The sequence below is a fragment of the Streptomyces sp. NPDC047880 genome, assembly GCF_040706515.1.
In the GTDB taxonomy this organism is placed as follows: domain Bacteria; phylum Actinomycetota; class Actinomycetes; order Streptomycetales; family Streptomycetaceae; genus Streptomyces.
Genome location: NZ_JBEZOK010000002.1, coordinates 180,633 through 194,933 on the forward strand (window position 1 = coordinate 180,633; position 14,301 = coordinate 194,933).

At 70.2% G+C, this 14,301-nt stretch carries 12 protein-coding genes; 2 read left to right on the forward strand and 10 right to left on the reverse strand.

Translation table 11 applies throughout. The features are described from left to right. Positions 1-8: 8 nt before the first annotated feature. The 10 genes from AB0937_RS04725 to uvrC all read right to left on the reverse strand — a co-directional run bounded on the left by AB0937_RS04725 (position 9) and on the right by uvrC (position 12,525). A complete protein-coding gene (locus tag AB0937_RS04725; protein WP_003957010.1) occupies positions 9-344 on the reverse strand; it encodes an RNA polymerase-binding protein RbpA in 336 nt (111 codons plus the stop codon). Between the two features lie 208 nt (positions 345-552). Then, a complete protein-coding gene (secG, locus tag AB0937_RS04730; RefSeq protein ID WP_094052663.1) occupies positions 553-789 on the reverse strand; it encodes a preprotein translocase subunit SecG in 237 nt (78 codons plus the stop codon). Between the two features lie 95 nt (positions 790-884). Next, positions 885-1,661 (reverse strand): triose-phosphate isomerase, encoded by a 777-nt coding sequence (gene tpiA / locus AB0937_RS04735; protein WP_366709478.1) that lies wholly within the window; start codon positions 1,659-1,661, stop codon positions 885-887. Positions 1,662-1,667: 6 nt separating this feature from the next. After that, on the reverse strand, positions 1,668-2,879 hold the full coding sequence (locus AB0937_RS04740) for a phosphoglycerate kinase (RefSeq protein ID WP_366709479.1): 1,212 nt from the start codon (positions 2,877-2,879) through the stop codon (positions 1,668-1,670). A 145-nt stretch (positions 2,880-3,024) separates the two neighbouring features. Then, on the reverse strand, positions 3,025-4,032 hold the full coding sequence (gene gap / locus AB0937_RS04745) for a type I glyceraldehyde-3-phosphate dehydrogenase (RefSeq protein WP_366709480.1): 1,008 nt from the start codon (positions 4,030-4,032) through the stop codon (positions 3,025-3,027). 227 nt (positions 4,033-4,259) lie between these two features. Beyond that, positions 4,260-7,214: a M14 family zinc carboxypeptidase gene (locus AB0937_RS04750; protein ID WP_366709481.1), complete on the reverse strand. Its 2,955-nt coding sequence runs from the start codon at positions 7,212-7,214 to the stop codon at positions 4,260-4,262. A 151-nt stretch (positions 7,215-7,365) separates the two neighbouring features. Then, complete coding sequence (gene whiA / locus AB0937_RS04755; protein ID WP_366709482.1) at positions 7,366-8,355, reverse strand: DNA-binding protein WhiA; 990 nt, start codon at positions 8,353-8,355, stop codon at positions 7,366-7,368. Further along, positions 8,346-9,440, reverse strand: a complete 1,095-nt coding sequence (yvcK, locus tag AB0937_RS04760) for a uridine diphosphate-N-acetylglucosamine-binding protein YvcK (RefSeq protein WP_366709483.1) — start codon at positions 9,438-9,440, stop codon at positions 8,346-8,348. The genes whiA and yvcK overlap by 10 nt, the downstream gene beginning before the upstream one ends. After that, the gene (gene rapZ / locus AB0937_RS04765; protein WP_366709484.1) at positions 9,437-10,396 is read right to left on the reverse strand and encodes an RNase adapter RapZ; all 960 of its coding nucleotides are present in this window, start codon (positions 10,394-10,396) and stop codon (positions 9,437-9,439) included. The genes yvcK and rapZ overlap by 4 nt, the downstream gene beginning before the upstream one ends. Next, on the reverse strand, positions 10,393-12,525 hold the full coding sequence (gene uvrC, locus AB0937_RS04770; protein ID WP_366709485.1) for an excinuclease ABC subunit UvrC: 2,133 nt from the start codon (positions 12,523-12,525) through the stop codon (positions 10,393-10,395). The genes rapZ and uvrC overlap by 4 nt, the downstream gene beginning before the upstream one ends. A 263-nt stretch (positions 12,526-12,788) precedes the next feature. Between uvrC and AB0937_RS04775 the strand changes: the two genes are divergently transcribed. Beyond that, positions 12,789-12,941, forward strand: a complete 153-nt coding sequence (locus AB0937_RS04775) for a hypothetical protein (RefSeq protein WP_366709486.1) — start codon at positions 12,789-12,791, stop codon at positions 12,939-12,941. 262 nt (positions 12,942-13,203) lie between these two features. Next, positions 13,204-14,151 (forward strand): hypothetical protein, encoded by a 948-nt coding sequence (locus AB0937_RS04780; RefSeq protein ID WP_366709487.1) that lies wholly within the window; start codon positions 13,204-13,206, stop codon positions 14,149-14,151. The last annotated feature ends 150 nt before the right edge of the window (positions 14,152-14,301 follow it).

Sequence of the window (14,301 nt, forward strand, 5' to 3'; positions counted from 1 at the left end):
CTCGTCTTCTAGATCTCGCCCCGCAGTTTGGCGAGCGCCTCGGCGAGGATCGCCTCGCCGTCCGCGTCGCTGCGCCGCTCCCGGACGTACGCCAGGTGGGTCTTGTAGGGCTCGGTGCGCGGCGGGTCCGGCGGGTTGTCCCGGTCCTGGCCGGCCGGGAAGCCGCAGCGGGGACAGTCCCAGGTATCGGGCACCTGCGCGTCGCTGGCGAAGCTCGGCTGGGTCTCGTGTCCGTTGGAGCACCAGAAGGAGATGCGCAGCCGCGGCGCGGACTCGCCGCGCTCGGCCTCGCCCATCGGCCCCGCCCCGACCCGGCTTCCCCGGATCGCGTTGCCACTTGCCACGGTCGTAACTCCCTGCGTGATGGTGCCGCGAAGCGAGTCGGCGTTCCGCTTCGCCGCGAGCGCCTCAGTCTACGTAAGGCCCAACGCGCGTCCAGTGATTGGAGTTACAACCCTCACACCTAGACGCAAGCCCCATGATAGGCCGCGCTCAGCTGCGCGTACCGGACATGGGGCCTTACGTACGAGTTCCGTGCGGATTGCGGCTCGGTCAGTTGTTCACCTTCATCAGGATGCCGAGCACGACGATGCACGCGAACCACAGCAGACCGATCACGACGGTGATCCGGTCGAGGTTGCGCTCGGCGACCGAGGAGCCGCCGACGGAGGACTGCATGCCGCCACCGAACATGTCGGAGAGGCCGCCGCCCTTCCCCTTGTGCATCAGCACCAGCAGCATCAGCAGCAGGCTGAAGACGATCAGGGCGATCGAGAACCCCAAAACCACGGCTGGACCAACTTCCTCGGATTCGGATGGACGACGCGGGGCCCAGCACAGCGCTGGACCCCGCAAGGGTACGACGGATCGCCGCTAGGGCCTACTCACTGGTCGCGGAAGCGCACGATCTTGACGAACTCGTCGGCGTCCAGCGAGGCACCGCCGACCAGGGCGCCGTCGATGTCGGCCTGGGCCATGATCTCCGCGACGTTGCCCGACTTCACGGAGCCGCCGTACTGGATGCGGACCTTGTCGGCCAGGTCCTGGGAGTACAGCTCGGCGATCTTGCCGCGGATCGCCGCGCAGACCTCCTGGGCGTCCTCGGCGCCGCAGACCTTGCCGGTGCCGATGGCCCACACGGGCTCGTAGGCGATCACGACGGTCTCGGCGTGCTCGGCGGGCAGGTCCTTCAGACCGCCCTCGACCTGGGCGAGGGTGTGGGAGACGTGGTTGCCCGCCTCGCGGATCTCCAGCTCCTCGCCGACGCACAGGATCGGGGTCAGGCCGTGCTTGTACGCGGCCTTGACCTTGGCGTTCACCAGCTCGTCGGTCTCGGCGTGGTACTGACGGCGCTCGCTGTGGCCGATGGCGACATACGTGCACTTCAGCTTGGCCAGCATGGGGCCGGAGATCTCGCCGGTGAAGGCACCGCCGTCGTGCGCCGAGATGTCCTGGGCACCGTACTTGATTTTGAGCTTGTCGCCGTCGACCAGGGTCTGCACGGAGCGCAGGTCGGTGAAGGGAGGCAGGACGGCGACCTCGACGGCCTCGTAGTCCTTGTCGGCCAGGGCGAAGGCGAGCTTCTGGACGTGCGCGATGGCCTCGAGGTGGTTGAGGTTCATCTTCCAGTTGCCCGCCATCAGCGGCGTGCGCGTGCTCATAAAGGGTCAGTCCTCCAGTGCGGCGAGGCCGGGGAGCGTCTTGCCCTCGAGGTATTCGAGGGAGGCGCCGCCACCGGTCGAGATGTGGCCGAATGCGTTCTCGTCGAAGCCAAGGATGCGGACGGCGGCGGCGGAGTCGCCACCACCGACCACCGTGAAGGCCTTCGAGTCGAGGAGTGCCTGGGCGACGGCCTTGGTGCCCTCGGCGAAATCGGGGTGCTCGAAGACGCCCATGGGGCCGTTCCAGAAGACGGTGGCGGCGTCGACGATCTTCGAGGCGTACAGCGTGCGGGACTCGGGGCCGATGTCCAGCCCCATCTGGCCGGCCGGCATGGCGTCCGCGGCGACGGTGCTGGGCCGGCCCGGGGCCTTGGTCCCCAGGTCCGGGAACTCCGGCGCGACCACGACGTCCAGGGGCAGGACCAGCTCGACGCCGTTCTTCTCGGCGCGATCGATGTACTCCCGGACGGCCGGGAGCTGGTCCTCCTGGACCAGGGACGTGCCGATCTCGTGGCCCTTGGCCTTCAGGAAGGTGAAGACCATGCCGCCGCCGATGAGCAGGCGGTCGGCCTTGCCGAGCAGCTGGTCGATGACAGCGAGCTTGTCGGACACCTTGGCGCCGCCCAGGACGACGGCGTAGGGCCGCTTGACGTCCTCGGTGAGCTTCTTCAGGACGCCGACCTCGGTGGCGATGAGGTATCCCGCGTAGTGCGGCAGGCGCGCCGGGAGGTCGAAGACCGAGGCGTGCTTGCGGTGCACCGCGCCGAAGCCGTCACCGACGTAGACGTCCGCGAGGGCGGCGAGCTGGTCGGCGAAGGCGCCGCGCTCGGCGTCGTCCTTGCTCGTCTCACCGGCGTTGAAGCGCAGGTTCTCGACGACCGCCACCCGGCCGTCGGCCAGGCCGGCGACGGTGTCCCGGGCGGACTCGCCGACCGTGTCGGTCGCGAAGGCCACGTCCGCGCCGAGGAGTTCACCGAGGCGCGCGGCGGCCGGGGCGAGGGAGAAGGCCGGGTCCGGGGCGCCCTTGGGGCGGCCCAGGTGGGAGGCGACGACGACCCGGGCGCCCGCCTCGGCGAGGGCCTTGACCGTGGGCAGCACGGCGCGGATGCGGCCGTCGTCGGTGATGCGCGTGCCGTCCAGCGGCACGTTCAGGTCGGCGCGGACGAAGACCCGCTTGCCCGCCACTCCCTCGGAGAGGAGTTCGTCGATCGTCTTCATGTAAGGGGACTCCTGAAAGAGCTCGTGATCGCTCGGAAGCGCTCGTGATCTAACAGATCTGATCTGTACGTGAGTCAGGGCTCGGACAGCGCGACCGCGCGCTGCCCGAGCCCTGCTCTCACACCGTGGTGCCTGGTCTATTCGATCAGAGCTGGTTGCCGACGAAGACCGTGAGGTCCACGAGGCGGTTGGAGTAGCCCCACTCGTTGTCGTACCAGCCGATGACCTTCACGTTCTTGCCCTCCTGGACCATGGTCAGGGAGGAGTCGAAGGTGCAGGACGCCGGGGCGTTCACGATGTCGGAGGAGACGATCGGGTCCTCCGTGTACTCGAGGATGCCCTTCAGCTCGCCCTCCGCGGCCTTCTGGAAGGCGGCGTTGACCTCTTCCTTCGTGACCTCGCGGGACAGCTCGAGGACCAGGTCGGTGACCGAGCCGGTCGGGACCGGGACACGCATGGCGATGCCGTCCAGCTTCCCCTTGAGCTGCGGGAGGACCAGCGCGGTGGCCTTGGCGGCACCCGTGGTGGTCGGGATGATGTTCTCGGCGGCGGCACGCGCGCGACGCAGGTCCTTGTGCGGGAAGTCCAGGATGCGCTGGTCGTTGGTGTACGCGTGCACCGTGGTCATCAGACCCTTGACGATGCCGAAGTTCTCGTCGAGGACCTTCGCCATCGGCGCCACACAGTTGGTGGTGCAGGAGGCGTTGGAGATGACGTGGTGGTTCGCCGGGTCGTACTTGTCCTGGTTGACGCCCATCACGATGGTGACGTCCTCGTCCTTGGCCGGAGCCGAGATGAGGACCTTCTTCGCGCCGCCCGCCAGGTGCTTCTCGGCGTCGGCCTTCTTCGTGAAGATGCCGGTCGACTCGATGACGATGTCGACGCCCAGCTCGCCCCACGGGATGTCGGCGGGGTTGCGCTCGGCCAGGACCTTGATGGTCTTGCCGTCGACCGTGATCGTGTCGGCGGTGTGCGTGACCTCCTGCTTGAGGCGGCCCAGAATGGTGTCGTACTTCAGCAGGTGAGCGGTGGTCGCGGTGTCACCCAGGTCGTTGACAGCCACGATCTCGATGTCTGCACCCTGCTCCAGCAGCGCGCGGAAGTAGTTACGACCGATGCGGCCGAAGCCGTTGATGCCTACGCGGATCGTCACGAACCGATCTCCTCGTTGGTACGCCGGCCATGAAGTGCCGGCGAGCTCTGTTTGGGATGTCCCCGACCGCCTACGACCCTACCTCTCTGAAGGGCTGGTGGTGACATCCAGATGCCTCATACACGGCAGGGCGGCCCTTACCCGCCAGTAGGGGTACGGACCGCCCACCGCCGCGAGCAAGATCACTCGATTTCGCTACCGCACGGGTTCCCTGTTGACCAGGGAACTCACCCGTCGAGGGAAGCGAGTGCCTTCCTCATCAGCGCCGCCCGGTCCGCCGCGGCGGTGACGTGCTCCAGGCCGAACCCCAGCAGCACGGTGTCGTCCGTGGTGACCGCGCCGTACGTCTGGAACAGGGCGCCGGTACGAGCCCAGTCCTTCAGGACGGCCGGGCTGCCCGCGGGCGGTCCGGCCACCTTCCAGGCCCCGAGCGAGGTCTCGAAACCCTCGGTCTCCCGCGCCGTGCCGCCGACGACGAGCGAGGCGTCGTCGGCGAGGACGCCGCGCCCGCCGCTGCCCGGGTCGGTGACGTAGCTGATCGAGACCTCGACCGTCTTCCCGGCGTAGGCGCTCAGGTCGAAGTTCACCTGCCGCCAGCCGCCGGAGCTGCCGGTGAGACTGTTCCACGCGCCGGTGGTGCCGGTCGCGGCGCAGCCGTCGGCCGCCACGGTCAGGTAGTGCTTCAGCCAGGGGTGCTCGTTGACGTAGAACCCGCCCTCGCACTCCGTCGGCACGGCGGTCCCGGTGGCGCCGCCCGCCTCGGGAAGGGTCGTCCAGTCGTCGGAGCCCGTGACATGGGCCTCGACCACTGCGTGATCGTAGCCGGGCTCGGTGTCCCACAGGAGCTGGGTGCGCAGGGCCGGCTGCTGGGCCGCGGTGGTACCGGTGAGGTCCACGGTGCGGGTGAGGCGCTTGTAGGCGTCGTCGGTGTGGACGGCGGCGGCCATCGACGTGCCCGCGTACGGGCCGTACGGGTTGACCGTGCCGGCGAACTGCCCGGCGCCCTTGCTGGCGAACTGCGGGAACTCGTCGGTCCGCAGTTCGTCGGAGGTGACGCCGTAGGTGCCGGCCTTGTCCAGCGGGTTGCCGGCGGCGGCGCTCAGCGGGCCGGTGACACCGCCCAGCTCGCCGGAACCGGTGAAGCCGGTGGCTCCGGGGGTGGCGGTGCGGGTGTAGGCGCCCAGGTAGTACTGGCTGAAGTCGTCCGACAGCGCGCCACCGCCGAGGTCGACGTCGCCGCCGGCCTGCTCACCGGCCTCGATCAGCCGGCCGCCCTCGTTGAGGAAGGCCCGCAGCTGGAGCTGGGTGGCGACGCCCGGGACGCCCGCGCCCGTGTAGTGGACGACGGTGTCGAAGTGGCTCAGCACGCCGAGCGCGTCGGGCGCGCCCCGCTCGGCGACGTCCCAGACGACCGCCTTGCGGCCGCTCGCCTTGAGCGCGTCCACGTACGCCTGTGCCTGCGTGGCGGTCGCGCCCTCCTCGGCGACGACGAGGGTGTCCGCCCGGGGCCGTTCGGCGACCGTGTACGTGAAGTGCTCGCTGGAGACCTTCCTGCCGTTCTTCGCCTCGCCGGTGAACCACACCTCGACCTTGTCGCCCGGGCCGCCGTCCTCGACCTTCGCCCGGTACTCGTCGAAGTAGAGGTTGTCCTCACCGCCGTAGGTCTCGCCGCCCTTCCAGGGCTTGAGCGCCATGTCCCAGGTGCGGCCGCCGTTGACGCGGTACTTGAGTTCCTTGTCGCGCACAGCCTTTCGGGCGACGACGGAGACCTCCTGGTCGGCGCCGCGGGAGTAGGACGTGCCGAACGCGGCCGGGGTGAAGTCGGCGGCCTTCAGGCCGACCGCCGAGGACGGCCGGTCGGGGTGGGCGGCGGACTCGGCGACGGAGAGCGCGAACGGGATGTTCTTGGCGAACTCCTGCTGAATCAGCTTCTCGTCGTCCGGGAAGGTGAACACCGACTGGCAGTCGGCCGCCTTCCACTCGTCGTTCGGGTCCAGATCCGAGGCGGTCTGACAGGTCGACATCTCAGGGGTGAACATCGCCAGCCCGTTGACGTTCGCCGCGTGGCCGTCGGCTTCACCGTTGGTGGTGTACAGCTCGGAGGAGAGCTGCGGGTGGTAGCCGGGGATCGCGGAGTTGTCGGGCGTGCCGGCGAGCGCCTTGTACATGACGTCGTCCGGGGTGTGCGTGGCCACCTGCCAGCCGACTCCGTACAGGATGAGTTCGGCGGCGGAGTGGTAGTTGATGCCGTACGTGAAGCCGATCCGCTTCTGGAAGGAGTCCAGGGCCTGGGTCTCCGGCTCGGAGTTCGGGCCCTTGCCGCGGTAGGTCTGGCTGGTGGGGTTGGGGGACGAACCCTCGTTGTCGTAGCCCCACTTGTAGGCGAAGTTGCGGTTGAGGTCGACGCCGTCGCCGGTGGCGATGACGCCGTCGCCGTTGACGTCCCGCAGATTCTTGCGCCACTGGCGGTTGGCGGGGTCCGCGAAGGTGTAGTCGTAGCCGTCGGGGTTGGCCGACAGCAGGAACCACAGTTCGGTGGAGTCGACGATCTTCTTGAGGCGCCGGTCCTTCTTGTAGTTGTCCAGGTAGTGGTGCATCAGACGCCGGGTCATCTCCGGCGTGATCCACTCGCGCGCGTGCTGGTTGGACATGTAGAGGACCGAGGGCTTGGAGCCGTCCTTCGTCCTCTTGGCGCCCTTGGTGAGCTTCAGCGCGAGGATGTCCTGGCCCTTGACGGTCTTGCCGATGGAGACGACCTTGGTGAGGTCCGGGTGCTCCTGGGCGGTGCGCAGGAGTTCCTCCCGCAGGCCGCCCTTGCCGCTGAACGGGCGGAACACGCCCTCGGCGGCGGCTTCGACGCGGGCCTCGGCGCGGGTGGAGAGTTCGTGCTCGGTGAGCTCGACGCCCTGCTTCTGAAGCTTCTCGGCCTGCCGGTCCGTCAGGTAGACCTCGACGGTCGCGACGCCCTTGACGGGGACGCGCTCACTCAGTTCATGGCCGTCCTGGCCGGCCGCGAGCAGCAGGGGTACCTGCTTCCGGGTGACGTCGGCCCGGAAGACCTTGACTTCGTCCGGGTCGGACGGGGCCGGACTCCCCGGTTGTGCCTGGGCGATGGGCGCGAAGCTCGCTCCGCCGATCAGGAGCGCGCCGACAGCGAGGATCGATCTCGCTCTTCGTCTCATGAACCCCCCTAGCGTGGGTCCGCCACAGCAGCGAACAGATGCCAGGCTCATGACAGACCATGATCGAGTCAAGGGCGCATCAGCGACACGCAAAAGCCGGTTCCGGTCACCCAAGTGGGCGCCCGAACCGGCTGTTTGACGTCGTGTGGGATCAGCCCACGAGGTTGTCGGCCAGCTCCTCGCTGAGGTTGGCCTCCGTGCCCGGGATGCCGAGGTCGGAGGCGCGCTTGTCGGCCATGGCCAGCAGGCGGCGGATCCGGCCGGCGACGGCGTCCTTGGTCAGCGGCGGGTCGGCGAGCGCGCCCAGTTCCTCCAGGGAGGCCTGCTTGTGCTCCATGCGCAGCCGGCCGGCGGCGGCGAGGTGCTCGGGCACGTCGTCGGCGAGGATCTCCAGGGCGCGCTGCACCCGGGCGCCGGCGGCGACGGCCGCGCGGGCCGATCTGCGCAGGTTGGCGTCGTCGAAGTTGGCGAGCCGGTTCGCCGTGGCGCGCACCTCGCGGCGCATCCGGCGCTCCTCCCAGGCCAGCACCGACTCGTGCGCGCCGAGCCGGGTCAGCAGGGCGCCGATCGCGTCGCCGTCGCGGACGACGACCCGGTCCACGCCGCGCACCTCGCGGGCCTTGGCGGGGATCGACAGCCGTCGGGCGGCACCGACCAGGGCGAGCGCGGCCTCGGGACCCGGGCAGGTCACCTCCAGGGAGGAGGAGCGGCCCGGCTCGGTGAGCGAACCGTGCGCCAGGAACGCGCCACGCCAGGCGGCCTCGGCGTCGCAGGTGGCCCCCGAGACCACCTGCGGGGGCAGGCCGCGGATCGGGCGGCCCCGCCCGTCGACCAGGCCGGTCTGGCGCGCGAGCTGGTCACCGCCCGCCACCACCCGCACCACGTAGCGCGAGCCGCGGCGCAACCCGCCCGGAGCCATCACGATCAGCTCGGAGCTGTGGCCGAAGATCTCCAGGATGTCCCGCTTGAGACGGCGGGCCGCCATCGCCGTGTCCAGCTCCGCCTCGATCACGATCCGACCGCTCACGAGGTGAAGGCCGCCGGCGAACCGCAGGATGGCGGAGACCTCCGCCTTCCTGCAGCAGGTCCGGGTGACGGGGAGCCGGGAGATCTCATCCTTCACCGCTGCCGTCATCGCCATGGGCCGATCCTTCCATGCATCCGAAAAATACGGTCGTACGCGGCGGCCAACAGCTCCGGGTCGTGCCTCGGGGTTCCGTCGGGCCTGGCCACCGGCGCCAGCTCGACCGCGGCCCCGAACCGCTTGGCGGCATCGGTCAGGGAGTCACGGTCGGGCACGGCTGCCTCGTCGGCCAGCACCACGTCCAGGGCGAGTTTAGGGGCGTGTCGTCCCAAAACCTCCAAATGACGCTGCGGGGAGAAGCCCTCGGTTTCTCCGGGCTGCGGCGCGAGGTTCAGGGAGAGTACCCGGCGGGCCTTCGTCTGCGTGAGCGCGTCCAGCAGCTCGGGCACGAGCAGGTGCGGAATGACCGAGGAGAACCAGGAGCCGGGGCCGAGCACCACCCAGTCGGCGTCCAGGACGGCCTCGACCGCCTCGGGCACGGCCGGCGGGTCGCACGGCACCAGGTGCACGGACTGCACCTCGCCGGGGGTGAGGGCGACGGTCGCCTGGCCGCGGACCGTGTCGACCTCGTCCGGGCGCTCCGGGTCGTGGCCCTTGACCAGGGCCTGGAGCTCCAGCGGCACGGCGGACATCGGCAGCACGCGCCCCTGAGCGCCCAGCAGCCGTCCGACCAGGTCCAGGGCCTGGACATGGTCGCCGAGCTGTTCCCACAGGGCGACGATCAGCAGATTGCCGACCGCGTGCTCGTGCAGGTCGCCCTGGGACTGGAAGCGGTGCTGGATGACCCGGGCCCAGGTCTGGCCCCAGTCGTCGTCGCCGCACAGGGCCGCCAGGGCCTTGCGCAGGTCCCCGGGCGGCAGTACGCCCAGCTCGTCGCGCAGCCGGCCGCTGGAGCCGCCGTCGTCGGCCACGGTGACGACGGCGGTGAGGTCGCCGGTGATCCGGCGCAGCGCGGCGAGCGAGGCGGACAGGCCCATACCGCCGCCGAGGGCGACCACCTTGGGCTGGGTGCCCCGGCGGCGCGGCCTGCCGCCCCGGGCCTCGGCCGGCCGGCCGCCCTTCTGGCCGGTGGCGCCCTTGTCGCCGTTGCTCTCGGGCACCACCCGGCGCAGCCGGCTCAGCCGGGGTGTACGTCGTGTCATTCGCGTCCCATGTCCCGGTGTACGACCACCGTCTCCACGCCCTCGGCGGCGAGCCGGGCGGCGAGCTTCTCCGACATGGCGACCGAGCGGTGCTTGCCACCCGTACAGCCCACGGCGATGGTCACGTAGCGCTTGCCCTCCCGGCGGTAGCCGGTGGCGACCAGCTGGAGGAGCTCCGTGTAGCGGTCGAGGAACTCCTTGGCGCCGGGCTGGTTGAAGACGTAGCCGGACACCTCCTCGTTGAGACCCGTGTACGGGCGCAGCTCCGGGACCCAGTGCGGGTTCGGCAGGAAGCGGCAGTCGACGACGAGGTCGGCGTCGACCGGGAGGCCGTACTTGTAGCCGAACGACATCACCGTGGCCCGCAGCTCCGGCTCCTCCTCGCCGGCGAACTGGGCGTCCATCTTGGCGCGCAGCTCGTGGACGTTCAGGCTGGAGGTGTCGATCACCAGGTCCGCGTCGCCGCGCAGCTCGCGCAGCAGCTCGCGTTCGGCCGCGATGCCGTCGACGATGCGGCCGTCGCCCTGCAGCGGGTGCGGGCGGCGTACCGACTCGAAGCGGCGGACCAGGGCCTCGTCGGAGGACTCCAGGAAGACGATCCGCCGTGTGACGTTCTTCGCCTCCAGGTCGGCGAGGGACTCACGGAGGTTGTCGAAGAAGCGCCGTCCGCGGACGTCGACGACGACGGCGATCCTCGCCACGTTGCCCTGGGAGCGGGCGCCGAGCTCCACCATGGTGGGGATCAGGGCGGGCGGCAGGTTGTCCACGACGAACCAGCCGAGGTCCTCCAGGCACTTCGCCGCCGTGGACCGCCCGGCTCCGGACATGCCGGAGATGATCACCAGTTCGGGGATGGCCGCGTCCGGGACCGGGGCCTTCTCGTTGGGCGTGCCCGTACTCACCTGTGCTCCGTCTCCGGCTTGCTCTTGTCGCGCGTCGTGCTCGTTCACATTCATGTCTCCTGCCCCCGTCGTTCGTCCGGGGCGCCCGTTGCCACGGGTTCCCCACTGGAACCCATGGTGCCCGGTTCCTCTTCCATGATCTCTCCGGTCGCCGTGTTGACGGCGGGTGCGGCCGGGGCCGACCGGGAGAGGGCCACGGCGATCGTCTCGGCTGTCTTGCGGCCTATGCCGGGGACCTCGCAGATCTGGTCGATCGTGGCGGATCGCAGTTTCTTCAACGAACCGAAGTGCTTCAGAAGTGCCTGCTTGCGCGTGTCCCCGAGGCCGGGGACGTCGTCCAGCGGGCTGGAGCGGAAGCGCTTGGACCTCTTGGTGCGCTGGTAGGTGATCGCGAACCTGTGGGCCTCGTCACGCACGCGCTGGAGCAGGTACAGGCCCTCGCTGGTGCGGGGAAGGACCACCGGGTCGTCGTCGCCGGGCAGCCAGACCTCCTCCAGTCGCTTGGCGAGGCCGCACACGGCGATGTCGTCGATGCCGAGCTCGTCCATGGCGCGCCGGGCGGCCGCGACCTGCGGGGCGCCGCCGTCGACGACGACGAGCTGGGGCGGGTAGGCGAACTTCTTGGGGCGGCCGTCGTCCTCGGTGGGGCCGGTCCCGACGATGTCGCCGTTGCCGTCGGTCATGGGAGCCGCGGCGTTCTCGTCGTCGGTCACGGGAGCCGCGCTGTCGCCCTTGAGCACCGGAGCCGCGGTGCTCTCGCCGTCGGTCCACTCCCCCGTCTTCTCCTTCTCGGCGAGATAACGCCGGAAGCGCCGGGTGATCACCTCGTGCATGGAGCGGACGTCGTCCTGCCCGGCGAAGCCCTTGATCTGGAAGCGGCGGTACTCGCTCTTGCGGGCCAGGCCGTCCTCGAAGACGACCATGGAGGCCACGACGTCGTCACCCTGGAGGTGGGAGATGTCGTAGCACTCGATCCTGAGCGGGGCGCTGTCCAGGTCGAGGGCGTCGGCGATCTCCTCCAGCGCGCGTGAGCGCGTGGTCAGGTCGGAGGCTCGCTTGGTCTTGTGCAGCACGAGCGCCTGCTGGGCGTTGCGCTGCACGGTCTCCATGAGGGCCTTCTTGTCGCCGCGCTGCGGGATGCGCAGGGAGACGCCCGAACCGCGGCGGCCGGTGAGCCACTCCTGGACCGGCTCCAGGGGGTCCGGCAGGGCGGGGACCAGGACCTCCTTGGGGACGGCGTCGCCCGTCTCCTCGCCGTACAGCTGCTGCAGGGCGTGCTCGACCAGGGCGCCGGTGGTGATCTCCTCCACCTTGTCGGTGACCCAGCCGCGCTGGCCGCGCACGCGTCCGCCGCGGACGTGGAAGATCTGGACGGCCGCCTCCAGCTCGTCCTCGGCGACCGCGATCAGGTCGGCGTCGGTCGCGTCGGCGAGCACGACCGCGTTCTTCTCCATGGCCTTCTTCAGGGCGCCGATGTCGTCGCGCAGCCGGGCGGCCCGCTCGTACTCCATCTCGTCGGCCGCTTCCGCCATCTGCTTCTCCAGCCGGCGGATGTAGGTGTTCGTCCGGCCGGTCATGAAGTCGCAGAACTCGTCGGCCAGTTCGCGGTGCTCCTCGGCGGAGACGCGGTCCACGCAGGGGGCGGAGCACTTGCCGATGTAGCCGAGGAGGCAGGGGCGGCCGGTACGGGCGGCGTTCTTGAACACGCCCGCCGAACAGGTGCGCACGGGGAAGACGCGCAGCAGCAGGTCGACCGTGTCACGGATCGCCCACGCGTGCGCGTACGGCCCGAAGTAGCGCACGCCCTTCTTCTTGTGACCGCGCATCACCTGCACGCGCGGGTACTCCTCGTTCATCGTCACCGCGAGGTACGGGTAGCTCTTGTCGTCGCGGTACTTGACGTTGAACCGGGGGTCGTACTCCTTGATCCAGGAGTACTCCAGCTGGAGCGCCTCGACCTCCGTCGACACCACCGTCCACTCCACGGACGCGGCCGTGGTGACCATCGAGCGGGTGCGCGGGTGCAGGCCCGCCAGGTCCTGGAAGTAGTTCGCCAGGCGCTGGCGCAGGCTCTTCGCCTTTCCGACGTAGATCACCCGGCGGTGCTCGTCACGGAACCTGTAGACCCCCGGCGAATCGGGGATCTCACCCGGTTTGGGGCGGTAGCTGGAGGGGTCGGCCATGTCTCACACCCTACTGGCGAGCACCGACAGTCAGGCTCGGCGGAGGGACATGATCAGGGCCCCGGCGGCAGGCAGTTTCCAACGGCATGGGCCGCCCGGGGGTTACGGCCCACCAGGAGCGGGAATGTGGCTCACCCACGGCACAGGGCGACGTCCGGTGGACGGAGTCCGTGCCGGTGCAGGCACAGGTTGTCGGTGCGGACCGGCCGTTTCCGGTGGGAAGCGGGCGGGCCACGGGTCGGAGGGCTGCGCAGATGAAGCGGATGCGGATCGAGAAAACCCGGCGGACGGTCCGTGCCCGCCGGTACGCGGACGACGCGTTCGCGCTGCCCGACTCCCTGGACCCACGCGATCCCGACATCGTGCGGGCCAAGCGCCTTGCTCTGCGGGAACAGGGCGGCGGCGACCGCTCCTAGGCGGCCACTTCCGGAAGCACACGTCCATGCGAACGCCCGGGGCGCACGCCCCGGGCGTTCGCATGTCCGGGAGGAGCCTGCCGAGAGCATGTGGGTCACTGTCCGGCATCAGGTGTTGTCGGGGCCGGGTCAACACGCTTCAATGCGGGGGAACTCGGGCCCTGAACGACGGCGTACGGATGTGAAGACCTGCCCACGCCGGTGGGGGGCCCCGCGCAAGCGGTCTGACCAGCCGTTGCCGACTCAGAGAAGAGGCCCCTGCATGCCGCACGCCCCACAGCACGCGGACGTCGCCACCGCGGAACTGGACTCGGCCCTGCAAGGCGGCCCCTTCCACGTCGCCCTGCGGGCCGCCATCGCCGCCCGCGGCCTGCCCCTGCAGCGCGTGCAGCACCACTTGTCCCGGCACGGGGTGAAGGTCGGTGTCACGAGCCTGAGTTACTGGCAGCAGGGGGCCCGGCGTCCACAGCGCCCCGAGTCACTGCGGGCCGTGCGCGCGCTGGAGGAAATCCTTGAGCTTCCCGAGGAGTCGCTGATCCGGCTGCTCGCCGAGAGTGGGGACAGCACGTCCGGGCTGCGGTCCGCCGCCCGCTCCTACCGCTCCCTCGTCGAGGCCTCCGGGGTCCTGGACCAGTTGCTCGCCGAGTTGGACTGCTCGCCCGACGGGGGCCTGCACTCCCTCGGCCACCACGAACGCCTCCGGATCGGGGCGCGGCGCGAGCTCGCCGAGCGTGAGTCGCACCACATCGTGCGCGCCCACCGCGACGGCATCGACCGTTTCGTGGCCGTCCACCACGGGGACCGGGGTGCTGCGCCGGAGCGCATGCGGGTGCACGCCCTGGAGAACTGCCGTACCGGACGCGTCCGTTGGCACCGCGACACCGGGGTGCTCGCGGCCGAGCTGCTCTTCGACACCCGGCTGCGCGCCGGGGACACCTTCCTCTTCCGCTACGGCGTCGAGGACGGCACGGCGGGTGTGTCACGCGAGTACGTGCGTGGCTTCGACTGCCCCGGGGGCCAGTACGTCCTCCAGGTGTGCTTCGACCCCGCGGCCCTGCCGGTGCGGTGCCACCGTTTCGCCCAGCACACCGCGGCGGCGCCGCGCAGCGGATGCCAGGGCCTGGCGCTCAGCGGCCGGCACCACTCGGTGCACCTGGTCGAGCCCCGGGTGCGGGCGGGGTTCCTGGGCATCGGCTGGGACTGGGAGTAGCCGCCCAGGTCCGCCGCACGGACCGCCGCACGGGACCGCCTCCGGGCCCGGATCCGTCCTTCGGTCCCGGGAGGCGTCGGACGTAAACGATTGCGCAAACGTTTACGTCCGCCGCTCGATGCGATACGTTCCCCACCGGAAGCGGACCGG